At 43.4% G+C, this 25,022-nt stretch carries 17 protein-coding genes, 1 tRNA gene and 1 pseudogene; 3 read left to right on the forward strand and 16 right to left on the reverse strand.

What is annotated here, in order from left to right:
• Window positions 1-578 precede the first annotated feature (578 nt).
• The 7 genes from K9M52_RS03705 to K9M52_RS03735 form a co-directional block, all read right to left on the reverse strand.
• Complete coding sequence (locus tag K9M52_RS03705) at window positions 579-1,439, reverse strand: tetratricopeptide repeat protein (RefSeq protein WP_224070717.1); 861 nt, start codon at window positions 1,437-1,439, stop codon at window positions 579-581.
• 21 nt (window positions 1,440-1,460) lie between these two features.
• Window positions 1,461-1,751, reverse strand: coding sequence for an HU family DNA-binding protein (locus K9M52_RS03710; RefSeq protein ID WP_224070718.1), 291 nt, complete (start codon window positions 1,749-1,751; stop codon window positions 1,461-1,463).
• 165 nt (window positions 1,752-1,916) lie between these two features.
• Complete coding sequence (locus tag K9M52_RS03715; RefSeq protein ID WP_224070719.1) at window positions 1,917-2,474, reverse strand: DUF4296 domain-containing protein; 558 nt, start codon at window positions 2,472-2,474, stop codon at window positions 1,917-1,919.
• A 44-nt stretch (window positions 2,475-2,518) separates the two neighbouring features.
• The gene (porD, locus tag K9M52_RS03720; RefSeq protein ID WP_224070720.1) at window positions 2,519-3,469 is read right to left on the reverse strand and encodes a type IX secretion system protein PorD; all 951 of its coding nucleotides are present in this window, start codon (window positions 3,467-3,469) and stop codon (window positions 2,519-2,521) included.
• A 70-nt stretch (window positions 3,470-3,539) separates the two neighbouring features.
• Window positions 3,540-4,739 (reverse strand): bifunctional phosphopantothenoylcysteine decarboxylase/phosphopantothenate--cysteine ligase CoaBC, encoded by a 1,200-nt coding sequence (gene coaBC, locus K9M52_RS03725; protein ID WP_224070721.1) that lies wholly within the window; start codon window positions 4,737-4,739, stop codon window positions 3,540-3,542.
• Between the two features lie 179 nt (window positions 4,740-4,918).
• Window positions 4,919-5,260: a DNA-directed RNA polymerase subunit omega gene (locus K9M52_RS03730; protein ID WP_224070722.1), complete on the reverse strand. Its 342-nt coding sequence runs from the start codon at window positions 5,258-5,260 to the stop codon at window positions 4,919-4,921.
• Entirely contained in the window at window positions 5,235-6,068 is an 834-nt protein-coding gene (locus K9M52_RS03735; protein WP_224070723.1) for an outer membrane protein assembly factor BamD, read from the reverse strand. The genes K9M52_RS03730 and K9M52_RS03735 overlap by 26 nt, the downstream gene beginning before the upstream one ends.
• A gap of 239 nt (window positions 6,069-6,307) precedes the next feature.
• On the opposite strand from K9M52_RS03735, the gene K9M52_RS03740 reads away from it, so the two are divergent.
• Window positions 6,308-6,934: a LolA family protein gene (locus tag K9M52_RS03740; RefSeq protein ID WP_224070724.1), complete on the forward strand. Its 627-nt coding sequence runs from the start codon at window positions 6,308-6,310 to the stop codon at window positions 6,932-6,934.
• Between the two features lie 123 nt (window positions 6,935-7,057).
• Here K9M52_RS03740 and K9M52_RS03745 read toward each other — a convergent pair whose 3' ends face one another.
• The 3 genes from K9M52_RS03745 to K9M52_RS03755 are packed head-to-tail and all read right to left on the reverse strand — an operon-like array spanning window position 7,058 to window position 10,004.
• Window positions 7,058-7,417: a phage holin family protein gene (locus tag K9M52_RS03745; RefSeq protein ID WP_224070725.1), complete on the reverse strand. Its 360-nt coding sequence runs from the start codon at window positions 7,415-7,417 to the stop codon at window positions 7,058-7,060.
• A 32-nt stretch (window positions 7,418-7,449) separates the two neighbouring features.
• Entirely contained in the window at window positions 7,450-8,736 is a 1,287-nt protein-coding gene (locus tag K9M52_RS03750) for a M16 family metallopeptidase (protein ID WP_224070726.1), read from the reverse strand.
• Between the two features lie 26 nt (window positions 8,737-8,762).
• The gene (locus K9M52_RS03755) at window positions 8,763-10,004 is read right to left on the reverse strand and encodes a M16 family metallopeptidase (RefSeq protein ID WP_224070727.1); all 1,242 of its coding nucleotides are present in this window, start codon (window positions 10,002-10,004) and stop codon (window positions 8,763-8,765) included.
• Between the two features lie 153 nt (window positions 10,005-10,157).
• On the opposite strand from K9M52_RS03755, the gene K9M52_RS03760 reads away from it, so the two are divergent.
• Window positions 10,158-10,232, forward strand: a tRNA-Val gene (locus K9M52_RS03760).
• Between the two features lie 157 nt (window positions 10,233-10,389).
• Here the strand turns inward: K9M52_RS03760 and K9M52_RS03765 are convergent.
• The gene (locus tag K9M52_RS03765) at window positions 10,390-11,916 is read right to left on the reverse strand and encodes an ATP-binding protein (protein WP_224070728.1); all 1,527 of its coding nucleotides are present in this window, start codon (window positions 11,914-11,916) and stop codon (window positions 10,390-10,392) included.
• 234 nt (window positions 11,917-12,150) lie between these two features.
• Window positions 12,151-13,406: pseudogene (locus K9M52_RS03770) on the reverse strand (IS3 family transposase).
• Window positions 13,407-13,860: 454 nt separating this feature from the next.
• Between K9M52_RS03770 and K9M52_RS03775 the strand changes: the two are divergent.
• Complete coding sequence (locus tag K9M52_RS03775; protein WP_224070729.1) at window positions 13,861-15,390, forward strand: SulP family inorganic anion transporter; 1,530 nt, start codon at window positions 13,861-13,863, stop codon at window positions 15,388-15,390.
• A 4-nt stretch (window positions 15,391-15,394) separates the two neighbouring features.
• Here K9M52_RS03775 and K9M52_RS03780 read toward each other — a convergent pair whose 3' ends face one another.
• The 4 genes from K9M52_RS03780 to K9M52_RS03795 form a co-directional block, all read right to left on the reverse strand.
• The gene (locus K9M52_RS03780; protein ID WP_224070730.1) at window positions 15,395-17,791 is read right to left on the reverse strand and encodes an ABC transporter permease; all 2,397 of its coding nucleotides are present in this window, start codon (window positions 17,789-17,791) and stop codon (window positions 15,395-15,397) included.
• Window positions 17,792-17,966: 175 nt separating this feature from the next.
• On the reverse strand, window positions 17,967-19,445 hold the full coding sequence (locus tag K9M52_RS03785) for an alpha-L-fucosidase (protein WP_224070731.1): 1,479 nt from the start codon (window positions 19,443-19,445) through the stop codon (window positions 17,967-17,969).
• 201 nt (window positions 19,446-19,646) lie between these two features.
• On the reverse strand, window positions 19,647-21,545 hold the full coding sequence (locus K9M52_RS03790) for a RagB/SusD family nutrient uptake outer membrane protein (RefSeq protein ID WP_224070732.1): 1,899 nt from the start codon (window positions 21,543-21,545) through the stop codon (window positions 19,647-19,649).
• 48 nt (window positions 21,546-21,593) lie between these two features.
• Entirely contained in the window at window positions 21,594-24,824 is a 3,231-nt protein-coding gene (locus tag K9M52_RS03795) for a SusC/RagA family TonB-linked outer membrane protein (RefSeq protein ID WP_224070733.1), read from the reverse strand.
• Window positions 24,825-25,022: the final 198 nt, after the last annotated feature.

Genomic DNA, 25,022 nt, shown 5'->3' on the forward strand with positions numbered 1-25,022 from the left:
CATGGAAAAAAATACTGCATAATGGACAGCGGGTCATCTGGCGACTTATTGAACAATACGCCGGATGGAAACCGGGCTCAACAAATCGTTGCTCCAATGACAAATATTTGGCGCCGCCTTATTTTATGCAATCATACTATGCGTCAGTAGCACCGGCAACACTGAAAGCGTTTGCTGCCAGCAACGACTTATGCACAGCGTGAAAACGGATAATTGATGTAAGATGCAATCTTTCAGCCGAAACGGATTGTTTATCATCCGGACATAAAAATGCACCTACCATTAAGCCGCCATTTATTAATGTTTGGGAAAGGAATAAAAGCTGCAGGAAGGTAAAGGTGTGTACTTTTCAAGTAAGCTAAGTAAGCCTTTTATAGGCTACCAATGCCAGGAAGGACTCCTGGCATCAATAGTATATAAGGTAAACGCCAATAAGAAATATGGACCTTTAAAGGTTATTTTTTCTTATGACGATTCTTTCTTAATCTCTTTTTGCGTTTGTGCGTCGCTATTTTATGACGTTTTCTTTTTTTACCACAAGGCATAGTTGTAAATAAATTTTATAGTTTTAAAAAAAATTATGATGATTGCTGCTGCAATGCTTCAATTCTTTGCTGGATCTCTTTTTTAGCTTCAGGCACTTGAATCATGTCCTTCGCCTTTTGATACCATTTAATGGCATTTCCCTTATCCCCCATCCGATCATAAACATCTGCCAGATTAAAGATCGCCTCCAGATTACCCGGTTGATGTTGTACGACAATCAGAAAACGTTCCGCCGCCTTATCATACTGTCCTGTTTTGACAGCACCTAATGCCAGCATCATTTGTGCATACAGGTTATCCGGATGCTCTTCTGCTACCTTGCGCACCTTTAGAATCTGTTCCATCGGATTACCAGACAGGTTGCCAAACATATAACAACCACCCAGGCCTACAATAGCAGAATCATTCTTGGGGTTAATTTCCAATGCCTTTTCAAATAACTCTTTCGCGTTGGTCGCCATCCAGGTTTGCATGGGCTGACTTTGCTCCACAAACACATAGGACAACAACTTTCGGGCTGCAAAGGTAAGATTTTGTTCTGAACTTTCCAATTTTGCTGCCTGCCCTAAATAATAAGAACTTAGAGGCATATTGCCGACGGTATCTCCCCAGAACCTGGAGAGTTGGGTATATTGTTTGATTTTCAGGTCTTTTATATCTCCCCGGTCGACATTATTTTCCAGCGTGGTAATTCGGGTCTGTTCACCTGGGGGCAACTTGGACTTGGCTGCGGATAAAACATCATGGGTGGTCAGTGCGGGCACTTCTGCGCCAACATCCGGACCACCCATGCCAGCTGTACTACTTTTAGGAGGGATCGTATTACCGAAGATATACATCAACAAAATAATGACCAGACCACTTCCCACAAGTATTAACTGCTGTTTTTTCACACTTAAAAAATTTGTGCGAAGTTAGTTCGTTTTAAGCTTTTCTTTGACATCATTAACGAATTCTTTTGAAGGCTTAAACGCCGGAATATAATGTTCCGGAATTTCTACCGCAATATTCTTTTTGATATTGCGTCCGATTTTTGCTGCCCTTTTTTTGGCAATAAAACTACCAAAGCCCCTGATGAAAATATTGTTGCCTTCGGCCAGGTTCTCTTTAACTTCTTTAAGGAAACCTTCGATGGTCACCAGTACATCCACTTTTGGGATTCCGGTCTTCTCGGAAATGTTGTTTACCAGATCTGACTTTCTCATTTTTTAGCATTTTAAGATGAAGATTCAGAGATAAAGTTAAACAAATCCTATATACAAACCAAAGAAAATGAACAAATTAAAAGAATTATAATAAAAAATAATTCATAGTCTGAGAATCATTTAGCATTTTGGTTAACAAAATTTAGTTTTGAAAAATCAAAAATACTAATTATTTTTGCTTTTCAAGCCTTTTTTAACTTTTTCAACCGGAACCGCCGCGCTGTCTTTAACAGTCGGATTTACAGGCTTTTTTGGAGGTGCTACGGCGGGCCTTGCTGCCGGTTTTACCGAATGAGGTTGAATAGCCGGTTGATGGCCGGAATCGGGCATGGCAAACCTTTTTTTCTGCAAAGAATCCTGCAATCTATTTCCATAAGCACGTGTAGAATCAAGCAGGTTTTTCAAATAATCTGGATGTGCTTCATAAAAAGCCATGCTTCTGAAGTACAGTGAATCGTCTATTTTATGCGCTGCCAGTACCCGGTGAACTTCCAGGGTGATACTGTCTCTGATATGTTGCTTTGTCGCAGTCGTGGTATCCATTTGCCTGACGGCGGTAGCTACCATTATATCGAAAAGGACAGGTTTGATCTCTTCAGGCTTGAGGATATCGGGCGGATACTTACTCTTACAGCCTGTCGACAGCAAAATGAGCAAGCCCAGACTGATGGAAAAGCACAGGGCTTTTCCATTAAAACCAGATTTTAAGAGAAAACGCTTCATGTAGTTCTTTCTATTAGGATGTATGTCTTTAAATATTATTCAGGTTAATTCTTTAGCGCTTCATTAAACTTTGAGGCGCCATTGGGATTGAGTTCTGTCAGTATGGCCAGTGCCTGGTTTTTAATATCTGGTGGCGCTTCCTTGAAAATGCCAACAAGTTCATCGGTTCTGCTCTCCATAAAAAATTGTTCAATCATTGAACCCGCATGCGCCTGATTAAATTTCTGGAGGTCCGAAAGTGCTTTCATTACACTATTTCTGGCTTCTTTGGGATGACTGTATAGGCTATCCAGCCCGCCCCTGAAATAGGTGTAGAATATCTGATGAATGTCTTCCATATTACCTGCCGTAAGATTACTGGATAGGTAATAACGGTTGCGCTGTCCGTCAAAAGCCTGCCATCCTTTAATATTACCAGCCTTAGGTGCTCCCAGTACGATATTATGCGCATTTTTGAAAAAAGGCTTGCCCTTTCCCAGCCCGAAGGAATCATAGTCCATGCCCAGAATAATATTGATATAATAGGCGATCGTAGCTGTCAGATTCGCTGAGAGCGCTTCCGTTCCTGCCACCTGAGAAGGATTGAACTCCAGTTTCTGAAAGGGCCGGAATTTAAAGATGAACTGCGGATCCTGATAGTTGACTAAAACGGATTGGTAAACGGAGTTGTAAACCGGTCTGGCCGCCTGTACGGTCAGACGCGCCTCATACACGTCCTGGGATGCAATGCTGGTAAGCGCGATAGCAAAGTTGCAGTTAATTTTTTCTTCGGTTGCAAATTGATCGTTAGACCATTTACGTTGATTGATAAAATCCGTTAATTGCTTTTCCAGGTCTTTGACCATCGATGCATCTACCGCCGTACCTAACTGTGGGGCAATAACGGTCACCTGGGCATTCAACTCCTGTGCATAGCTGCTATGCGTATCTAAAACAAGGAATAGGCACAGGACCAGGCCTAAAAGGCTATGTGTATATTTTTTTAATATTGACATGCGATATATACTTGATCATATCGATCAAGGCTGATTTAATAACGCCGATATGCTGCCTTTATTGAGTGTATTACTTGTCAGATTCCAGCGCTGTCTCAATAATAAAATTGGCAATTTCTGCTTTGCTGGCCAGCGTACTTTCACTGATTTGCCCCTTGCTGGAAAGAATGCTGACTTTATTGGTATCATAACCAAACCCGGCGCCAGGTTCCTGCATCGAATTAAGCACAATAAAATCTGCTTTCTTCTCCTCCAGCTTTTTACGCGCATTTTCCAGGGAATTATCTGTTTCCAGGGCAAACCCTATTAACAGTTTACCTCCTTTATTTTCGCCAAGGGTCTTTAAAATATCTTGGGTTTTAATAAGCGGTAATGTGAAACTGGCTTCTTTCTTTTTTATTTTTTTATCGGCTACCGTTTCCGGTGTATAGTCCGCTACCGCGGCTGCCAATACCGCAATATCCACATCTGAAAATCCTGCGACCGCCGCCTTGTACATCTCCGCTGCGGTATGCACGGCCACCTTAGTAATCTCCGGATACGTCGGCAATTTGCTGCCGGGCCCATGGACAAAAAGGACGGTCGCCCCTTTTTCATAAAACGCGTCTGCCAGGGCTGCTCCCATTTTACCGGTGGAATGATTGGCGATGAAACGGACCGGGTCCAGCGGCTCACGAGTGGGACCTGAAGTGATCAGCACTTTTTTGCCTTGCAGTGTCTTTGCCCTGAGCGCAGTACGTATCGCACTAAGCAACTGTTCCGGCTCAGCCATTCGCCCTTCACCGACCAGTCCACTGGCCAACTCCCCCGCCCCTACCTGTAAAACGGTATGTCCATATTCCTTCAGGCGTTCTATGTTAGCCCGCGTGGCAGGATGATGCCACATATCCTCATCCATTGCCGGCGCCACAAGTACGGGACAGGTAGCTGAAAGGTAAACAGCCATCATAAGATTATCACATAAACCACTGGCCATCTTGGCCAGGGTATTACAGCTCAGTGGTGCGACTACCATAAGATCCGCCCAACGGCCGAGAGCTACATGATTATTCCAGCTATCCCCTTCTGTCAGATCCCTGTAGACGGGATGCTTGGACAGCGTCCCCAATACCAGCGGAGAAGCGAATTTCGTCGCTTCTTTTGTCATCACAACCTTTACTTCCGCACCCGCCTTTATAAGCAACCGGGTCAGGGTAATGATCTTATATGCGGCAATACTGCCGGTAACAGCCAGTAGTATCTTCTTTCCTTGTAACACAGATGTTAACACGGGGTAAATGATTTTATGGTTGATAATGATCGCTTAAAGATACGTTATAAAGAGCACTCTGCTCACCAGCTTTCGGGCTTTAACGTACTCCGATTACCTACCTGCCGTACGCACGAAATGCCACCGGGACAAGTCCGGGTGGCATTTAGGTAATTATATTAAAGATCTGTCTCTTGTGATTACTCAAACAGATCAGCATCGCTGTCACGGTAGTATACCTTATCAGCCATAAATTCTTCAGTAGCCAGAATCGCCGGATTGGGCATACGTTCGTAAGCTTTAGAGATCTCAATCTGCTCTTTGTTTTCATGGATCTCTTCCAGGCTATCGGTGTGGCTGGCAAATTCATCTAATTTTGAATGCAGTTCCTCACGAATACCGATGTTGATCTGACCTGCTCTGCGGGCAACAATGGCAATGGACTTATACAGATTGCCTGTTTTACCCTTTATGGCTACTAAACTTCTGGTTTCGATGACGTTAGGAATACTTGGACTAACTTGTCTTCTGAGTTTGCTCATTTTGAAGTTTTTTAAATTTTGCTAATTGCTGTTCGGCGTCACTTTTCATTTGTGTCGCCTTATCTTTAAATTGACTGTCTGGGAACTGACCTAAAAAGTTGGTACAGTCCTCAACTGTCTGTTCATATCTCTCCTGTTGTGCTGAAGGAATACTCACTTTTGCGTATTCGTAGCTGGATTTTGCGATCATAAACATATACTGGTCTGCTTTTGCAGAAGCCGGGTAATCGCTCAACAACAAATCGAAATACAGGTGGGATGCCTTAAAATACCCAAGATCATAATAAAGCTGTGCAGAAAGATACTCTTTTTCCTCCAGTTTCTGATTACACTGCCCGATCAATTTCTGCGCCTCTGCCGCCTTTTCCGATTTAGGATAATTATTAACAAAGGCTTTTAAAAGTCCCATGGCTTTATGCGTGGCTGTCTGGTCCAGTTCCGCTTTTGGTGAACTCAAAAAAAGGCAGTAAGCCTGCATATAACTTGCATTGGGTACCAGTGAACTGTTTGGAAAATTCTCCATAAAGGTCTGATAAGCCAAAGAAGCACTCTGATAATCTTTTAAGTAGTAGGCGCTATACGCGAATTTATAAAAAGCATCTTCATGACGAGGTGTACCTCTTAAATAGGGAAATAATTCCTGATACAACTCCTGGGCATGAGCATATTTTTTTTCTTCATAATACTTGTTGGCCATCTTTATACGATATTCATTGTCCTTGCTATTCAAAACTTTGGAATATTTTGAAGCACAGGAAGATACCAGCAAAATCAGACCCACCAGGGAAAATTGGAAGATTCTCTTCATAAAGAGTGCAAAATTACGTTTATTCGGCAATATATAAAGGATTATTTTCTACCCTTGGAATCATTAGTTAATTAAACTTTAAAAACAAGGCAATCAAGATAGTTTGGTATTAATTTTTCCTTTTATACTTGAATACCGGAGCAGCTATTTAAACGTAAGAACTGCTTTAAAGTCCAAATTTGTAATAATTACTTGTAATTTTGCAACCTGAATTTAGATCGCACATTAAAATTAAATATATGATCAAGAAGATGATGACCGCAGCATTTGTTTCTATTGCCTTGATAGGCAGTAGCTTTGCGCAGAGTTCTGCCAATGCTGTATTACAAAAAGTAAGCAATACCCTGAAAGGCTCGAAGGGTGCTACCGCTAATTTCACCTATTCCACAACGGATAAAAACCAACATAATTTAGGTACAATTAAGGGGACAATCGCGCTCAAAGGCAGCAAATATTATATAAAACAAGGTGAGATCGAGATCTTTTCCAATGGCCAAAAAACCTGGAATTTTAACGGTAGTGACGAAGTAACTGTAAGTGCCGCCAACAGTGGAAGTGGCACGCTCGATCCCCAAAAATTGCTTTCGGGCAATTTTGTGCAGACAGATTTTAAATCCAAGATGGTTTCTTCCAACGGCAGTTTTTATGTAATTGAACTGACACCGGTAGATGCCAGAAAGAATTTTACTAAAGTAACGGTCTATGTCGATAAATCTAAAAACATGATCACTAAGGCTAATGTATTAGAAAAACGCGGCAATACTATATCTTTTAAAATGACAGATATAAATACCAGTGCCAGTTTACCCGACAGTAAGTTTGTCTTTAATCCCGCTGCGCATCCCGGTGTTGAAGTAATTAATTAAATTAAACATCGCCGTTCGCCTTGAAGCGAACGGCGATCACAATATAAAAGCACCGCTCCTTTTTCAGTATTGGCCACTGTTAAAGGAGCGGTGCTTTTTATTGTATCACAAGTATCCGGTTAGTTAGCTATCTTTTTCCACCTTACCGATCAGTGCTTCAATGAGCCAGGTCACGACCGACAGGACAATGCTGAACCAGAAGGCTGCCCACCAGGTCGTCACCACGAAATGAGACGGCCCCAGTATCATGGCCGCCCATTTGATAATCAAAGTATTAATAATGAGCAAAAATATCCCCAATGTCAATATGGTAATGGGAATGGTGAGTATGACCAGTAAGGGCTTGATAAAGGTATTCAGCAGTGACAGCACCAGCACCAACAGCACTGCAGAAAATCCTCCATACAGCGTAACGCCTGGCAGGAGATTAGCCGCAATGATCGCTGCAAGGGCCGTTACGAGAAGCTTACCTATAAATCGCATACGATACGCTTTTGGTTCATACCATGAATATACTAAAAAACAGTCAACTGGTAAAATAAGGACTCCTCTAAATACTTTTCAGCCAGCTCTTTTAACGCCATTGGCTGTATGGTCTTTACGATTTCCACATGCCGGTCGAAATGATCCATGGGTAAATCATGTATGATATAGCTTTTCCAGCGATTGATAATCTGAAAAGGGCCGTCGAGGCTGCCCAGCACACTTCCTACAACATAGTTTTTAACCAGCTGCAACTCTTCCGGATCTATCAGCGTCGTTCTGAGTAAGGCGGCTTCTTTCCAGACCTCTTCAATCGTCGCGGGACAGACGTCCCGGCCGGCTTCTGTGGAGATCACCCAGGCACTTTCATGTACATGATTCTGTAAATAAGAATGGATGCCATAAGTATATCCTTTATCTTCTCTGATATTACTCATGAGCCTGGATCCAAAATAGCCGCCAAATACGGTGTTGAGTACCATAAGTCCGGACCAGTCGGGGCTTTTACGCCCAGGCATCAGTCTTTCCAGGCGAATGGCTCCCTGTACACTGTTATTATCGTTGATCACGCTATGGACTTTTTCCCAGTCAGGATCATGACTATAATCAATGCTGCCCAGCAAAGACGCACCCTGATTAAACGGCAGGTTACCTAAACTATTATCCAGTAAACTGAAAATATCCTTAGGCAGTTTACCTGCAACAAAGATTTTTAGACGGCCATGTGTATAATAGCCTTTATAGAAATCAAGCAGTTCCTGTCTATTTAAGGCCACCAGGTCTTCTTTGTGTGTATATTTACCATAAGGATGCTTAGGCCCGTATGCATAGGCATCAATAAGTCTACCTGCCACAAATTCTCCTTTCTTCAGATTCATTTCCAGGCTTTGCAGACTATTTTGTTTATAAATGTCCAATTCCTGCTGCGGGAACTGACTTTCCGTAAGCAACTCGACCAGTAAAGGCAATAAGTTAGGCAACTGGCGGCTCAGGCAGCTCAGCGTTACACTGCTATATTCGGTTCCGCAATTCGTATTCAGGTAGGCTCCATAAAAATCGACGGTTTCCGCTATCTGAAAAGCCGTTTTATTTTTCGTGCCGTTTTTTATAAGCCGGTTAACCGCAACAGCCACTTGGGGCCTGGGTTCGAGTCCGGAGCCAGCCTCAAATAATAACTCAAGTGACATCACGTCTTCTGCGCCGGCATCGATGCTGTACACAGGTGTCTTATTCTTTAATTCCTGTATGGAAACAGGCTTTAATTGAAGGTCAAAATCTACCGGATCGGTTATATGGGGTGCTGTTTTTCTATCTAACATGGGAAATCAAATATTTGAGATGATCGCTATTGATGCTTGCCTTTATACCGGAGGATATTACAATTGCCCGCCCGGAAAATTTCTCCGGCCACTTTCTGAATATCGCCTGCCGTGACAGCCTGATATTTTTCCAGCTCCTTGTTGATCAGACTGGCATCACCAAGGAGTTCATAGAACGCGAGGCTATTGGCCCGGTTTAACACGCTCATGTCTTCAAAAGCGATCATGCTTTCTGTTTTATTAATAACGGCCCTGAGTTCTCTGTCACTAACCGGCTCTTCCATGATACGCTTAACTTCCTCACGGATGGCTGCTTCAGCGGTTTCCATAGTAACACCGCTGACGAGTTTGCCGTCAATTACGACCAGTCCGGGATCCAGGGTGCCAAGATGATAACAGGATATGCTGGCAAAAAGCTGCTTTTCCTTGACGAGTTTCTGATGAAGCCTGCTGGAAGCGCCGCCTCCCAGAATATCTGTCAACAAGTCTGTTGCAAAATACCTGGGATCAAGCCGGTCACACATATGCCAGGCCATATATAATGCATCTACCGGCACATCAGCACTGACGTCAAGATAACGGTCTTCTTGCTGAACCGGTTCCTCAGGTAAATTTCTTTTATAAGGGGTGCCGCTTTCTATAGGGCCAAACCATTTTTCAGCCAGCCTTCTGACCTCGTCCAGTTGCACATTTCCGGCTACTACTAAAATGGCATTGCAGGGTCTGTAATGTTTAAAGAAAAAACTTTTAACATCACTCAACGTGGCATCTTCCACATGTTTGAGCTCTTTACCAATGGTCATCCATTTATAGGGATGGGTGCTGTAGGCCAGTTCTCTGAGTTTATGCCAGACGTCCCCATAAGGTTTATTGATATAATGTTCCTTAAACTCTTCAGAAACAACTTTGCGTTGTACTTCCAGGGATTTCTCTCCAAAAGCCAGGCTTAGCATACGGTCACTTTCCAACCAGAAGGCAGTTTCAAGATTCTGGGCCGGTAACTGTAAGTAGTAATTGGTCAGGTCATTGGTGGTGTAGGCGTTATTCTCTCCTCCAGCCAATTGCAACGGTTCATCATAATCCGGAATATGCACACTACCGCCGAACATCAAGTGTTCAAAAAGATGGGCAAATCCCGTTTTCTCAGGATCTTCATCTCTGGCTCCGGCATCATACATAATATTTACGACAGCCATGGGTGTGGTATCATCCGGATGAACGAGGACACGCAGGCCGTTATCGAGGACAAATTTGGTATATTGTATCATAGTCTAAATACTGTCAAAAGAGCGTAAAGGTATAAAGAAAATGGGTACTGTGTTCAGGGAGTTTTTGTCGCTGAAAAATAATTTTTCAAAAATCCCTTTAAAAAAATTTGGAGATAAAAAATATCACTCTATATTTGCACTCCAATTACGGCAGGGAGTTTAGCTCAGTTGGTTCAGAGCATCTGCCTTACAAGCAGAGGGTCGGGGGTTCGAGCCCCTCAACTCCCACAACAAAAGGACTTGAAAACTAGATTTTTAAGTCCTTTTTTATTTCAAGTTATCTGGTGTTTTTGTGGATCACCTCAAAACTTGGATCCTGGATCAGCCCTATTTTCGCGAAAACCTTTATTTTATATACTCCTTACCCTTCGAGAAAAAGGAGTTTCTATAATTCTTGTATAAGATATTCGGCGACTTTTCTCTTTGCAGAGGAAAACGATATCCCAACAGCCAGTTTTTCCCTAGTATCTGTCATATAAGGCTCCAAGTATCCTTTGGCCATAATTTGCTGCAAAGCTTCTTCGGCAGCTCCGTCCAGTTTCAGCTCAATTACGTATATCAAGCTGTCTGTCATTACACGTAAATCACATCTTCCTTTGGAACTATGTATTTCTGTTTGGACATCCATTCCTGCTATCTTAAATGCCAAAAAGGTAATGATATTAAATATAGATTCCGTGTCAGCATTCCAATGATCATAAGGAATACTTGCTATCAATAGATTCAGCTGATTTATTAGTCCGGGGATATCTTTATTTTTAAGGCTCGATTTTATAAAGGAAACAATTTCTGTGGATTCGCCTGCGCGTACTTCTCGGTATCCGCTCAGAAGACCTTCTAATAGACTAATTTTTACTTCCTTGTTAGGATATCCTAATTCATAAAGGTTGCCGTTATTGATAATCTTTTTGATAGTTAAATACCCTGTTTGAAACAGCACAGAACTGATACTTGGATCCTCAGGCTCAAACATTGATAATGCAGATTCGCCTATCCTTATATTTTCTACATCGTATATTTTCCGATTTTTAAGGAGTTTGATTAAAAAAGTAGGCGTCCCTGTTGTATACCAATAATTTTTAAAGACGGGATCTTTCATAAATTTGAGTAGTGAAAAGGGATTATACACCCAATCCTTCAAATTCCAAGTGTAACCATTATACCAATCTTTTATTTGACTAAGTATATCAGGCTGTTTTTTTTGGAGTTCCCTAATTTCAACAGCGAAATAATGATCAAGTTCAGCCTGGGTAATGCCAACCACTGCGCCATTCTGAGTAGATAAAGTAATATTATCCAAATTATTCAGGTCGAAAAAAATACTCACATGACTAAATTGACTTACCCCTGTAATTAATAACAGCCGAATATGATTACCACTGTCTTTCAAAATAGAGTAAAAACTCTTCATGATTGAACGGTTTTCCACCATAACCTCGGGCTTGTCTATAAAATCTATAATGGGTTTATCATATTCATCTATTAAAATAACGACATTGCCTTTTTTCGCCGCTTTTTCTATCAGTTCTCTGAACTGTAAGTCAATGGAGGGCTTCGTTAAGGATATGCCTAACCGAATTGCGTTATCCTGTAATGCACCAAAAAGTGCTGCCTCAATGCCATTGGTGGTCACACCAATATTAGAAAAGCTAAACCTGATAACAGGATTAATTTTTTCAAAGTCCCAATGATCATATATCCATAGGCCTTTAAAAAGCTCATTGCTTCCGCTAAAAAGCTCCGCAAGGGTGTCCACCAGCAGACTTTTACCAAATCGTCTGGGCCGGCTTAAAAAGTAATATTTGCCGGTTTCAACCAATTGGTGAATGATCTTGGTTTTATCAACATAGAGGTAGCCTTCCTCCCGCATTTCCCGAAAATGTTGTATGCCGATGGGGTATTTGCGTATCATATATCAAAGATACCCACGTAATTTCTAAATACTGTTGGGGATTGCATGTAAATGCCTTGAAATCGTTATTGGGTTACAAGCAGACACCCTTCTCGTCCAGCTAATTGTTCCTCTTACCGGGCCCAATGGAAGTCTTCACCTCTTAGAAATGCACCATGCCTGACGCAACTTGTATCGTCCTAAAAAAGGTTGACCGATTAAATAATAGATGTCGAAGGTAAGAAACAATCAGAATTATGAAAGAATTCTAAAGTTTGTTTTGTGCCAGGACTTGGGTGTAATTTTATTTTGTTGGTGCATTTGATCAGGAGTCAAAAGGTAATTGCTCATATGAGGTCGTATGCGGTTATAGAGTGCAATAGATTGATCTACTTGTATATGAGCCTCTTGTAGGTTTTCGAAAACCTCATCCAGTCCAAATTCTTGCTTCAGAATCCCATTTATTCGCTCAGCAATAGCGTTATCATAAGGGCTCCCGTTTTGAGTCATACTAATGGAAATATTATTATGTGTCAGCAGGTCGGTATATTCTTTACTGCATTACTGTAGCCCACGATCAGAATGGTGAATGAGGGGTTGTCTGTAGGATCGTTGCGCCAAAGCCATTTTTAAAGCTTGAATAGTTGAGCTGGCTAACAAATCATCGCTGAGTTTATAGCCCATTATTTTTTTAGAGTAGGCGTCTGTCACCAGGTGTAAATAGCAATGACTTTCTTGCGTTGTCAGGTAGGTGATGTCTGCTACCCATAGCTGCTCTGGACGGCTCAGCTTCAGTTCCTCAACGAGATTAGGGTGCTGCCGCATCCAACCTCGGCTATCGGTTGTTGTTACATATTTGCGCTTGCGAACTATTAATAAGGATTCCTGTCGTAATAGGTCAAATAATCTGTCCCGTCCTATTTTTAAACCTTGTTTTCTAAGCTCTTCTTTCAATACCCAGTATAGTTTGCGCGTTCCCAGCAACGGCAATTGATGGCGGATGGTCAGTACTTTTTGTTTTATTTGTTGCCGGAAATCGGCATCTTTCATTTTGCGAGATAAGGATTTATAGTAAGCCTGCTTACTATAGCCAAGTTGTCGGCATGCAGCCGTAATATTTACTTTTTCTTCTGTTGCCAATTCCCGGACAACTTGGCCTCGATTTTTTTTATAATATCGGCGTCTAATTCCCGATTCGTGACTTCGATCAGTTTATCATAAACTTTTAGCTTTTGCTCAGCAGCCTTAAGTTTATTTTCTAATTCCTTAATTCGTTGTTTTTGAGGGTCTTTCATAAATCCTATTTTTTGAGAAGGGCTATCGTAGGCAAATTTACCGTATTTCCGACACCACTCTAAAACACGACTTTTTCCGCCAATACCAAATTTCTTCATTACCTGTTTCTTATTAAGTCCCCCTTGCTCATATTCCCGTACAACTTGTCGTTTAAAGGCTTCACTATAGAATCGTTTGGGGCCCTTTGGTTTTAATACAATCTTTACCTGTGTCATTTCGTTGATTTTGTGGTCAACTTTTTCCAGGACTACACAACTAAAAAAATTGGCCCCTATGGATATAGGGGCCGCAACCAAAACTAACTGCTTATGAGATAATATCTAAAGCAAAACCTATGCCAAAAGAAATAGATCATTATGTTATCAAAGGCAATAAAAAAAGGCTCAATTAAAAATCAATTGTTTATATTTTACAAAAGAAAAAATATAGAATAGCAGAAGATTAGATGGGGATCTGCATTGCAATTAGGCAGACATTCAAACTCTCCGGATTGTTCAAAAACTTGAATACAAAATACCTATTCAGCCATAATGCTGGTCAAAAATGCTTGTTGAATGCCTCTGCGGGAAGAATAACTGGTTTCAGCGGGTAATATTCCGGGCTAAACTGTACCTTTGCACCCTTTTTAAACGGTGAATTTTATAATCCCGGTCCAAGCTCACAAATATTATGGCTACTTTTTCTTTCCTCAAGACCCTTAAAAACATCAATTTAAAAACAGAGATGCTCGCTGGAATGACCGTCGCCATGACAATGATTCCTGAGTCCCTTTCTTTCGCCATTTTAGCCGGGCTTGCTCCTTTGATTGGCCTTTATGCAGCATTTCTGATGGGACTGATCACTGCCATATTTGGCGGCAGGCCCGGGATGGTATCCGGCGGAGCCGGCTCTACCGTTGTCGTTTTAATTGCGCTGGTCTCTGCGCATGGTCCTGAATACTTATTTGCAGCGGTGGCGCTGGCCGGTATCTTTCAGGCGCTGGTAGGCATATTTAAGTTAGGCAAGTTCGTCCGGCTGATTCCCCAGCCTGTGATGTACGGATTCCTAAATGGACTGGCGATCATCATTTTTATGGCACAGGTGGAACAGTTCAAAATTACCACTTCGGGTATTACCAGCTGGCTTCATGGAACACCCTTGCTTATAATGGCCGCACTCACATTACTGACCATTCTTATCGTTGTACTATTCCCGAAGTTTTCAAAGGCAGTTCCTTCTTCATTAATTGCCATTATTATCACTTCACTTTTAGTTTATTTTCTGGGAATCCACACAAAAAAGGTGATAGATATCGCGGCTGTAAGCGGTAAGTTCCCTGCTTTCCATATCCCTGCCATTCCCCTGACATGGGAAACTTTACAAACCATCCTCCCCTATTCCTTACTCATGGCGGGCGTCGGCCTGATTGAAACGCTGTTGACGCTGAACATGGTCGATGAAATGACCGAGACCAAAGGTAATGCCAATAAGGAGGCCGTCGCACAAGGTGCGGCAAATGTAGTAAATGGTTTTTTTGGTGGCATGGGCGGTTGTGCGATGGTCGCACAGACCCTGGTGAACATTGAAGCAGGCGCCAGATCAAAGCTCTCAGCATTTATAGGCGCGATTACAATCCTGATGATCATCCTTATTGGCGGGTCGGTGATTGAACAGATACCCATGGCAGCACTGGTAGGGGTTATGATGATGGTAGCCATCAGCACTTTTAAATGGGGCTCTTTGCGCATCATACGGAAAATGCCGAAGACAGATATTTTTGTCGGGATACTGGTTGCAGCCATCACAGTCATCATGCAAAATCTGGCTTTGGCAGTGCTCATAGGAGTCATTATCTCAGCCCTGGTATTTGCATGGGATAATGCCAAAAGAATCCGCGCCAGAAAGCACCTGGATGCCGAAGGCAATAAAATATATGAAATCTATGGCCCCCTTTTCTTTGGCAGCACAACGGCGTTCCTCGAAAAATTCGATGTTGCCCAGGACCCGCAACGTATCATTATCGATTTTAAAGAGTCGCGCGTTGCTGATATGTCGGCTATTGACGCCCTGAAAAATATTACAGAGAAATACACTGCAGTAGGAAAACAAGCCGTACTCAGGCACCTGAGCGCAGACTGCCGGAAAATCCTGAAAGATGCTTCAGGTTTTATTGAAGTGGATATTCAGGAAGATCCCACTTATGCTGTGATGCCCAAATAGAAGATTACTCGACCTTCAGGCTTTTTACCGGATTCCTTGAAGCGGCCTGTACCGCTTTAAATCCAATGATGAGCCAGGTTATCATCATCATAAGTATAATTACCTGAACGAATACCCAGGGTCCGACCGTAACCTTATAGGCAAAATTATTTAGCCAACGATGCATCATCCACGACCCTATGGGCAGCGCTATCAGTGTAGACAAAAGAATCAAAAAAACAAAATCTTTTGTAATAAGGCTAATGATGTGTTTTTTAGAGGCGCCCATCACCTTTCTGATGCCAATTTCTTTTGTCTTTACCTCTGCCGTATACGTGGCAAGGCCGAAGAGTCCCAGACCGGAAATAATGACGGCAACCAGAGAAAAGATGTTTAACAAGGATAACGTCCGGTTGGTGGACGCATAGGCGCTATTGAAGTTTTGGTCTAAAAAGTCGTACTTAAAAGGAAGTTCGCCTGCATATTTTTTATACACTTGTTCAGCATTGCTGATAGCTTGGCCCAGCGCGCCATTCTCCGCCCTCACATACAATACACCGCCATGCCTTCCATTTTCCCTGGGAACACTGGAAATGATGATAGGGCTGATCTTTTCCTTTAAACTCTGAAAATTAAAATCCCGTACGATACCGATCACTTTCCCTTTCCGTCCATTGTATGTTACCTGTTGTCCGATAGGTCTGGCCAGATGTAAAATTTTCACCGCTGTCTGGTTTAATAGAAAAGCGGCCGAATCCCCCGGCGTTCCACTAAACCCGCTTCCTTTAATTAGCTGCATCTGCATGGCAGACAGGAAGCCCGGCGCAATCTCCATATCATTGAAAAGAAGATCTATGTCTGATCTTCCGGGTACCCCGAAACTTCCCGAGGTTCTACTTACCTGACTTATATTGGCATTGGCCGAACTGACCGCTGCTATTGCATTACTACGCCTCAGTTGATCAATGACGGCATCACTGTGCTTTTCCATTGACAGTGGCATATTGACGGTAAAAACCAGTGAGCGGTTATATCCGACATCCTTTGTTCTAACATAATGCATTTGCCTGATCATCACCAGGGACGCAAAAACAATCATAACAGAAATGGAAAACTGAAATACAACCAGAAGCCGCCGGGAGGCATATTTACCGTGCTTTATACTCCTTGTGCCGCGCATAAACTGCAGCGGCCTGAAATTCGACAGCAAAATGGCCGGATAAACAGCCGTTGCCAGAAAGGTCCCCAATAGCACCAAAGCTATATTTACTAAAAACCCGCTATCAAATGTTCTTACAGAAAACGGCTGTTTTGTAAGCTGCGTATAGAGAGGCATACATATAATGATCAGGACTAAGGCGACAAGCAGCGCTACCATTAAAATCAGTGCAGTTTCAGACAAAAACTGCAATATTAATTTACGTCTGCCTGCACCCAGGATCTTCCTGACACCGACCTCCTTAATGCGCACAAGCGCTCTGGCCGTAGACAGATTCACATAGTTGATACAGGCGATCAAAACGATCAGAAGTCCGATCCATCCAAAAGCATCCACCAAATGAAGCATAGATTTACCGCCATACTCGTCGATCAGGTGCATGGTCTCTAATGACTGTAATTTAAACAAGTTCCCGCTGACACCCGGTCCTCCAAGATCAGAATAAACCTTCGTAATCTGATCTTCAATCTGTTTAATATCACTGTTTTTAACGGTACTCAGATAAACGCCGTAATCAAAATTACCGTATTCATCATCAATTGTATGTTCTTTCTCTCCCTTGCCGGTGCTATTATAGGGTCCGGCAATAAACGTCATGGGCAGATACACATCTATGCGTGGCAAAGATGTGTTAGAAGGCATATCTTCCGCAACAGCCGAGACAACAAAAGGGTCTTTACCATGAAGAGTGATCGTCTTTCCAATGGGATTTTCACGCCCGAATATTTTCCTGGCCATTTCAGCGGACAGAACCACACTGTTGCTATTTTCCAAAGGCGACTGCGGATCTCCTTTTATAATCGGCAGGGAAAAGAAACTGAAAAAGCCGGCATCCACATATCTGGTCTGTTCCTGTATGTCAAAAATCTTTTTGCCCTTATAAACGATTACTGAAGCGCCATAATCCCGGCCGATGCGTACGCACTGATCTACCTGTTTATTCATCAGTGCAATTTTTCTGATTGGAGCAGGTGAGGAAATCCAGATCGTGTTATGACCATCAGAGGTTGCATAGGCATTATTTACCCGGTAAATATGACCGGCATTCGCGTTAAAACGGTCAAAGCTCTTCTCATATTTAACCCAGATAAAAATAAAAATGGCGGTTGCGATGCCGATACCAAGCCCCATAATATGCAGCAGGCTGTAAAAACGATGGGTCTTGAGATTTCTCCAGGCAGATTTTATATTATAAAGAACCATTGCTTAATCATTTTATTACAGGTAAGCCAAGGGTATGCCAGACAAGCACAAGCCTGGTAATCAACAATGTATACTTCATCTAAGCTAAAAGGGTGTCCGCTTTTGAGACACTGTACTCAAAAGCGGACACCCGCAATAAGCCATTCACATCGATTGTAGATAGACTACTCCATACCTAGGCATCACCGGTAACCTTCAACACCAGAGCATACCGGACCGCTGATTTTCCTTTTTGCCTGATCTGTAATGTATGCGTATCTGCATTCAATTTTATCTTCCATGAAGGATACCCCATCACACTAATTTTACTTCTGGACGATACCAACCCTTCGGGAAGGGTAATGCTTTCAGGGACTTGCAACTCACCGCCGGTCTGTTTATCCTCTGAAAGAATAAAGATATAGGTAGATTTGCCATCCTCAGATTGGGTAAAAACAAGGTTATCCTTCGCATAAGGCGCGACAGGCCTGGAGTCATAAATGGCAGATCCATTCACCTTCATCCAGGAGCCAATCTCTTTTAACCGGGCATAGGCTGTATCGCTCCAGTCACCTTTGGGAGAGGGTCCGATATTCAGCAAAAAATTCCCGCCCCTTGAAACGATCCTGATCAGCAGATGGATCAGCGTATTTGTCGGTTTATAATGATCGTCAGGCACATAACTCCACGAATTTCCCATTGTCATGCAAGTCTCCCAGGGGTGATCCAGCGGCTTATCAGGCACCTGCTGTTCCGGTGTCTGATAGTTTTCGTAAGGACCTCCCACCGCCCGGTCTACCACCAGAATACCGGGCTGATATTTTCTGGCCATGGCGGCGATCTTAGGCATATCAATATCCTGATTATAGACGTGATTCTCCTTTTGTTCTTCCAGTGTATGAGGCCTGACCCATCCGCCATCCAGCCATAGAATATCTACGGAACCATAGCCTGTCATCAATTCTTTGATCTGATTATAAGTAAACGTTTTAAACTGATTCCATTTTTTTGGATACTTGGCCGGATCATAGTTGACATTCCGGTCTTTTGGGGGAAAGTAAGGCCACCAGTAATACGGCGTATTCCAGTCAGGTTTGGAAAAATAAGCACCGATCATCAGCCCTTCTTTTCTAAAACTATTAAACACCTCTTTGGCAATATTAGCTTTCGGATTGGAGGAAAAAGGCGTTTTAGACGAAGTCACCTTATAATCCGTCTGCTTCGTGTCAAACATGCAAAATCCGTCATGGTGCTTCGTGGTAAACACGACGTATTTCATGCCCGCATCCTTAGCGGCTTTAGCCCATTTATCGGGGTTAAAATCCGTCGGATTAAAAGTTGTCTGCAGGTTCTCATAGGCTTTTTTATAAGCAAAATAATTATCTGCATAAGGCCCTTTACGCTGTGTCCATCCCTCATCCTCCGGGCAAAGAGACCAGCTTTCTACAATACCCCATTCACTATAGGTTCCCCAGTGCATCAATAACCCGAATTTCTCACCTTGCCAGTGATGCAGCTTTTGCAAAACCAGCGAATCCGTTGGCCAGACGTAGTCGTTTTTCTCTTCCTGTGCATATGTCCTGAGCAGTGTTGCACAGAACAGCAATAACAATAACGCCACACGGCAGACTGGTTTAACGATTCCTCTTGCTATTAGTCTTCGCTGTAGGTTCATATTCTTTGTTCGGTTTAGATCTGTTATGGGTTTTAGCTGGCACATTCGCTAAAATAAGCAATCTAATGCAAATCGTAAAAATATCCTTGCAGCTGGCTTCCCGGCACCTGCACCCTAAAAATAACAAGAGCAGCCAAATCTATGCGGTTGCACGATTTGACTGCCCTGTTATTTCTCTACCACTACCGTTCGGGATACCTTCTAATTCGTGTAACCCGGATTCTGACCCAGCAATGGATTCTTATTGATCTCATCTCTGGAGAAAGGACGGAAATACATCTTATTCAACCAGGTTCTGTTTTCATGTGCATTATCAACGACGGGCGTATACGTATAGTCATAGATCGTCTCATCATGATGATAAGGCTCCTTCATCGTCTTTCCTGACTTAAATTTACCCGTTACCTTAATAAAAGTAATCTTCCGGCCCAGGGTTGTTGGCGCAATCATCCATCTTCTGGCGTCATGATAGCGATGCTCTTCGTAGGCCAGCTCAATACGTCGTTCATTACGGTATTCATCCATGAGCGCGGCACCTGTAGCCGTAATAGCTGGCATTCCGGCGCGATAACGAATCTTGTTCAGCCAGGTTTTAGCTTTATCCTCCTCGCCTGTCTCCAGGCAGGCTTCCACATAATTGAGCACAGCTTCTGTATATCTGAAAAATGGCCAGGGAACAAACTGTTTGTCATTTGCATCAATCTGATTCGGATCCGGGTCAATGAACTTACGCATATAATAACCGGTGCGGGATCCGTTCCAGTCTTCAATGGAGCTACCCCTGGTATCCAGCCCAGCGAAAGCGATCTTAACGCCTTTTGAATTCAGCAGATCATAACTACCTGTCTGGATCTGGTTAGCGGGGTCAACATCCCCAGAAATTTTATTACGGGGCTTCCAGTCAGCACCATCAAACAGAATGGTGGCATATAAACGGGGGTCCCTGTTTTTATAAGGGTGGGCTTTCTCTTCGCCAGTCCATTGAAATTTGCTGCCGTCAGCCATTTCATAATCATCAACCAACAGACCGATCGGCGTATTGCCTGACCAGTTATGATACCCGTTGGGACCATTATATTTCCCTATATACTCACCGCCTTCATCCTTGGCAGGCACAAAATAGCGCGCAAACAACAACTCTGATTCTGCAGATGCATCTACGCCCGGCGCTTTGCTACCCCCTCCCATAGAGATTGAAATATAATTGGCAGTACCATCTTTAGCGGTTTCTGGCTTTGTAAGATTTAGCTTATACCCCCCTCCACCTTTGGTAATCACTTCTAAGGCAGCGGCCTTGGCCTTCTCCCAGCGCTCCTGTTGGGAGCCGCTGGTATACGCAAGCTGATCAATTTTATAATTAGGGTCATTGTCGGCAAAATCAGACAATTTCTCCAGATTGGCAGCTACATGCAGATCGCTGGCCGCATAGAGCAATATCCTGGACTTGAGCGCCAGTGCAGCAATATTGGTCGCCTGGCCCTTGGACATGGTTTTCCCTTCCAGCAAAGCAGCAGCACTGTCGCAGTCTTTGACAATAAAATCCACACAATCCGCAAAACTGCTTCTGGCGATGGCGAAACTGTCATTGAGCTCATAATGCTTTGTAATAATAGGCACCCCGCCATAATAGCGAACCAGTTGGTGATAAAAATAAGCTCTCAGGAAATAGGCCTGCCCGCGCAGCATGGCATTTGTATTCTCGTCTGTTATCTCGTTGGTTGCACTGGTCAGATTTTCAATAGTCAGATTGCAGGCGCGGATGCGCTGATACATGGATGCATAGGCATAAGTACCCGATACCCAACCTAAATTAGTCGGACTTAAGCTTCCCTCATTAATGGTATTGATATTGCGTCCCGTATGCGTAAATACCGCTTCATCTGAGAGCGAAGCCAGCATCTGCTCATCAAAGCCGCCCTGGCCCAGGCCGTTATAGATCTCGGTAACAAAAGCGGAAGCCAGTGCCGGATCCTTCCAAATCTGATCGGATGGGATCGCATCGAGTGGTTCCTGATTCAGAAAATCCTTGCTGCAGCTGACCGTGCAGATCAGGCCGGTCGCTATGAGCAGGTGTAGTATATATTTCATTGAATTTTTCATAATGTTTATTTTTTGCGTTCCGCCGTTCTTGATGGGAACAACTGTGGGTTAAAACTGCACACTTAATCCAAAATTGATGATTTTGGCCTGCGGATAATACTGTCCGTTAGAGGAAGTAGATTCCGGATCCCAGATCTTGATCTTATCCCAGGTAATTAAGTTAAGCCCGTTGACAAAAAACCGCAACCTTGAAATCCCGGCTTTCTCTAATAGATCAGCAGGCAATGTATAGCCGAGTTCCAGGTTTTTCAGGCGAACATAGTTATTGTTGCGCAGCCAATAAGTATTGTTACCAGCTACTGCCATATCGGTATAATAGGTATTATTACGATTGGCCAGCCTTGGATACTCTGAACTATGGTTATCTACTGTCCAGCGATGGTCATAGGCGTATTTGGTGAAGTTACCGATATCACCGGATTCCGTCAGCCCGATATACTGTAGTCCGCCGAAGGCGCCCTGAAACAAAACGGACAGATCAAAGCCCTTATAATCCACGTTAAGGTTGAGGCCCGTAGTGAACGAAGGATCGCCTGTCTTATCCAATCTGACCTGATCGTCTCCGTCAATTCTGCCATCACTATTAACATCCTTGAACTTCATATCACCCGGGCGGATTTGTCCGGTAATATCGTTATAGTCGATCTTATTGGCATCAACGGCCGCCTGATCAGCGAATACGCCATCATACTGATAGGCCAGAAAAGCGCCTACAGGGGCACCGGTAGATTTCTGATAATCAGGTGCTCCCGGTGTCTCGTCCCAGTATATGATCTTATTTTTGGCATAGCCTCCATTCACACTGGCACTGTAATGCCAGTCGCCTGCATCCCCCACATAACCTACTTTAAATTCCCATCCTTTATTCTCTACTTCTCCAAGGTTCACCGGCGGCAATTTGTCGGTAATACCGGAGCTCTCAGGAATAGAATTTCTCTGATCAATCAAGATATTGGTCCTTTTATTATGGAAATAATCGAACTCAACACTGACATGGTTATTTAACAGGCTCGCATCAAAACCGATATCCATATTATTGGCGGTTTCCCAGGTAAAATTCGGGTTATTCACGACCCACTCAAATAAAGACTTAGTTTCTTCCCCGCCCAGAATATAGCTACCATAACGCATAGATGCCATATACTGGTACTCTGCCAGATTACTGGTGCCTGGAATATAGGCTTCGGCCCCCATCCTACCCCAAGATCCGCGCAGCTTGAAATTATTGATAAAGGACAGGTTATTTTTCCAGAAATTCTCTTCGGAAATACGCCAGGCCAGGCTCACACCCGGAAAGAAACCAAACCTTTTGTCCGGCGGGAAAATATAGGAACCGTCAGAACGCCAGAGGAATTCCGCAATATAACGCTCTTTATAGTTATAGCCCACTCTGCCAAAATAACTCAATCTGGCTCTCTGGTAAAGACCATAGGGATTTCCTGTCGGGCCATCATTGCCAAGGTCTTGCTCTCCCGATCCACCGGCATTAAACTGATCCAGATAAGCAGAGATAAAATACCTGCGAAACGCATAGAAGTCATCATTATCCACTTTTTCACGGCTAACGCCCGCCAGAAATGTCACTTCATGTGCATCACCGAAGGTGCGCTGATAATCGACCAGCCCTGTCAGGTTAACGGCCAGCTGGCTGGCTGCCCACTGCTTCAGCCGGGGATCTGTATATGGGGAGCGAATATGACCTGTAAGGTCAGGTGTCTTACCATCTTCCAGAAAATCGCCGCTTTCCCAGAAATACAAAGTCCATGGAATCTGCCAGAGTTTCCGGCGGCCATGCATTTTATCGATAGAAGCAGTTCCTGTTACTTTAAGACCTTCGACACCGGGGATCTTAATTTCCAGTTTACCATTGGTCTGAAAATAATCTCTTTTATCACGGTCGTAACCCGTAAGGTCAGTGGTGATCACATAGGGGTTCTGACCATATTCAATATCAGGTCCGGGTAATCCGTTAGGCCACACCTCTATTTCGGTCGGTTTACCACGCATCAACATTCTGAAGATATCGCCCGCCCCTAAAGTGGGAAAATGACGATACTCTTCTCTGGCCGTGACACCCAGACTGACTTTCACATATTTATTGATATTCGCTTCCAGATTGATACGCATATCATATTGCTGATAGCCGGTCGCGGAATTCTTATAATAAGCATCCTGATTAAGATAACCCAGTGAGGCCAGATAATGAATATTATCGCTTCCGCCACTTAACTGTACATTATGCCTGGTTTGTGGCGACCAATTTTTAAGGGTCGTACCAAACCAGTCTGTATTGGGATAATGCAAAGGGTCGGAACCGTCCGCATATTTTTTCAGCTCTTCTGTTGTAAAAGCAGCCTCGACCTTGTTATGGTCATCCTTAGTGATATATTGCCCGTCGCTGGCAAATGCAGCAGAGGCGGCGGCCCATTCATCAGTAGGAACATTATCATAGATATTCAGCTCATTGCGGATCTTGCCATATTCCACGGCATCTGACATTTCGGGCGTTCTGGTAGGGCGCTGCAGGCCATAACTAAAATCATAGGACAAGCGCGGCTTACCTGTCTTACCCTGTTTGGTGGTAATCAGGATAACGCCGTTTCCCGCTCTGGAACCATAGATGGCAGCAGAGGCGTCCTTTAACACAGAAACACTCTCAATGTCAGCAGGATTCAGTCTTTCCAAACCACCTGCACGGTTAGGGACACCGTCAATAACGATCAAGGCATCACTATTGCCGAGGGAGTTGGTTCCGCGGATTCTGATTTTAGACCCGTCGTATCCAGGTTCACCGGTGGATTGTACCGCCGTTACCCCAGGCAGACGGCCCGCCAGAGAATTAGAAAGATTGGTCACAGGGGCTTTTTGCAGATCAGTCCCCTGGACAGAGGCGACGGCTCCCGAAATGGTTACCTTCTTTTGCGTACCATACCCGACTACCACAATATCCTGCAGCGTCTTATCCGCCGCCTTCAAATTGACAGTAATGTCGCCGGATTGGCCGGCCAAAGGCAAGGTGACTACTTCAAAGCCAACATAACTGACGGTAATCCGGGAAACTGTATCCGGAATCCGTAAGGAAAAATGCCCTTCGGCATCTGTCAGGGTACCGATTTTCGTGCCGGTTGCCTGGACGGAAGCGCCCGAAATAGGCTGCTGAGTTCCTCCGTCTTGGACAATCCCTTTAATTTCCTTTTGATTTTGCGCTTTTGCACTCCCGACAAGCATAAACAAGCATGCAATGGGTAGTAGCGCTCTGATTTTTGTCAAACAATTCATAGGGTCAAATAATAATGGATGAAGAAATAGATTTACCAAAGCAACAATTTCTCTTAAATGTTAAGAGATGGATAAAGATAGAGAAAGTCTATTGAAATTTAACAGAATTTAAGAAAATAGCAACCGATTGCAATTTTTTGCATAGCAGATCTGAATAATATATCTGGCCAAGGTTTGCGAGAAAGAAAAAAGAACATT

Origin of the sequence: Arachidicoccus terrestris, from assembly GCF_020042345.1 — a bacterium.
Classification (GTDB): Bacteria; Bacteroidota; Bacteroidia; order Chitinophagales; family Chitinophagaceae; genus Arachidicoccus; species Arachidicoccus terrestris.

What these genes read in the sequence shown, in the direction of transcription:
- K9M52_RS03710 (WP_224070718.1), bottom strand. Translation starts at nt 1,751, where the DNA reads ATGAGAAAGTCAGATCTGGTAAACAACATTTCCGAGAAGACCGGAATC.
- K9M52_RS03715 (WP_224070719.1), bottom strand. Translation starts at nt 2,474, where the DNA reads ATGAAGCGTTTTCTCTTAAAATCTGGTTTTAATGGAAAAGCCCTGTGC.
- porD (WP_224070720.1), bottom strand. Translation starts at nt 3,469, where the DNA reads ATGTCAATATTAAAAAAATATACACATAGCCTTTTAGGCCTGGTCCTG.
- K9M52_RS03730 (WP_224070722.1), bottom strand. Translation starts at nt 5,260, where the DNA reads ATGAGCAAACTCAGAAGACAAGTTAGTCCAAGTATTCCTAACGTCATC.
- K9M52_RS03735 (WP_224070723.1), bottom strand. Translation starts at nt 6,068, where the DNA reads ATGAAGAGAATCTTCCAATTTTCCCTGGTGGGTCTGATTTTGCTGGTA.
- K9M52_RS03740 (WP_224070724.1), top strand. Translation starts at nt 6,308, where the DNA reads ATGATCAAGAAGATGATGACCGCAGCATTTGTTTCTATTGCCTTGATA.
- K9M52_RS03745 (WP_224070725.1), bottom strand. Translation starts at nt 7,417, where the DNA reads ATGCGATTTATAGGTAAGCTTCTCGTAACGGCCCTTGCAGCGATCATT.
- K9M52_RS03750 (WP_224070726.1), bottom strand. Translation starts at nt 8,736, where the DNA reads ATGTTAGATAGAAAAACAGCACCCCATATAACCGATCCGGTAGATTTT.
- K9M52_RS03755 (WP_224070727.1), bottom strand. Translation starts at nt 10,004, where the DNA reads ATGATACAATATACCAAATTTGTCCTCGATAACGGCCTGCGTGTCCTC.
- K9M52_RS03765 (WP_224070728.1), bottom strand. Translation starts at nt 11,916, where the DNA reads ATGATACGCAAATACCCCATCGGCATACAACATTTTCGGGAAATGCGG.
- K9M52_RS03775 (WP_224070729.1), top strand. Translation starts at nt 13,861, where the DNA reads ATGGCTACTTTTTCTTTCCTCAAGACCCTTAAAAACATCAATTTAAAA.
- K9M52_RS03780 (WP_224070730.1), bottom strand. Translation starts at nt 17,791, where the DNA reads ATGGTTCTTTATAATATAAAATCTGCCTGGAGAAATCTCAAGACCCAT.
- K9M52_RS03785 (WP_224070731.1), bottom strand. Translation starts at nt 19,445, where the DNA reads ATGAACCTACAGCGAAGACTAATAGCAAGAGGAATCGTTAAACCAGTC.
- K9M52_RS03790 (WP_224070732.1), bottom strand. Translation starts at nt 21,545, where the DNA reads ATGAAAAATTCAATGAAATATATACTACACCTGCTCATAGCGACCGGC.
- K9M52_RS03795 (WP_224070733.1), bottom strand. Translation starts at nt 24,824, where the DNA reads ATGAATTGTTTGACAAAAATCAGAGCGCTACTACCCATTGCATGCTTG.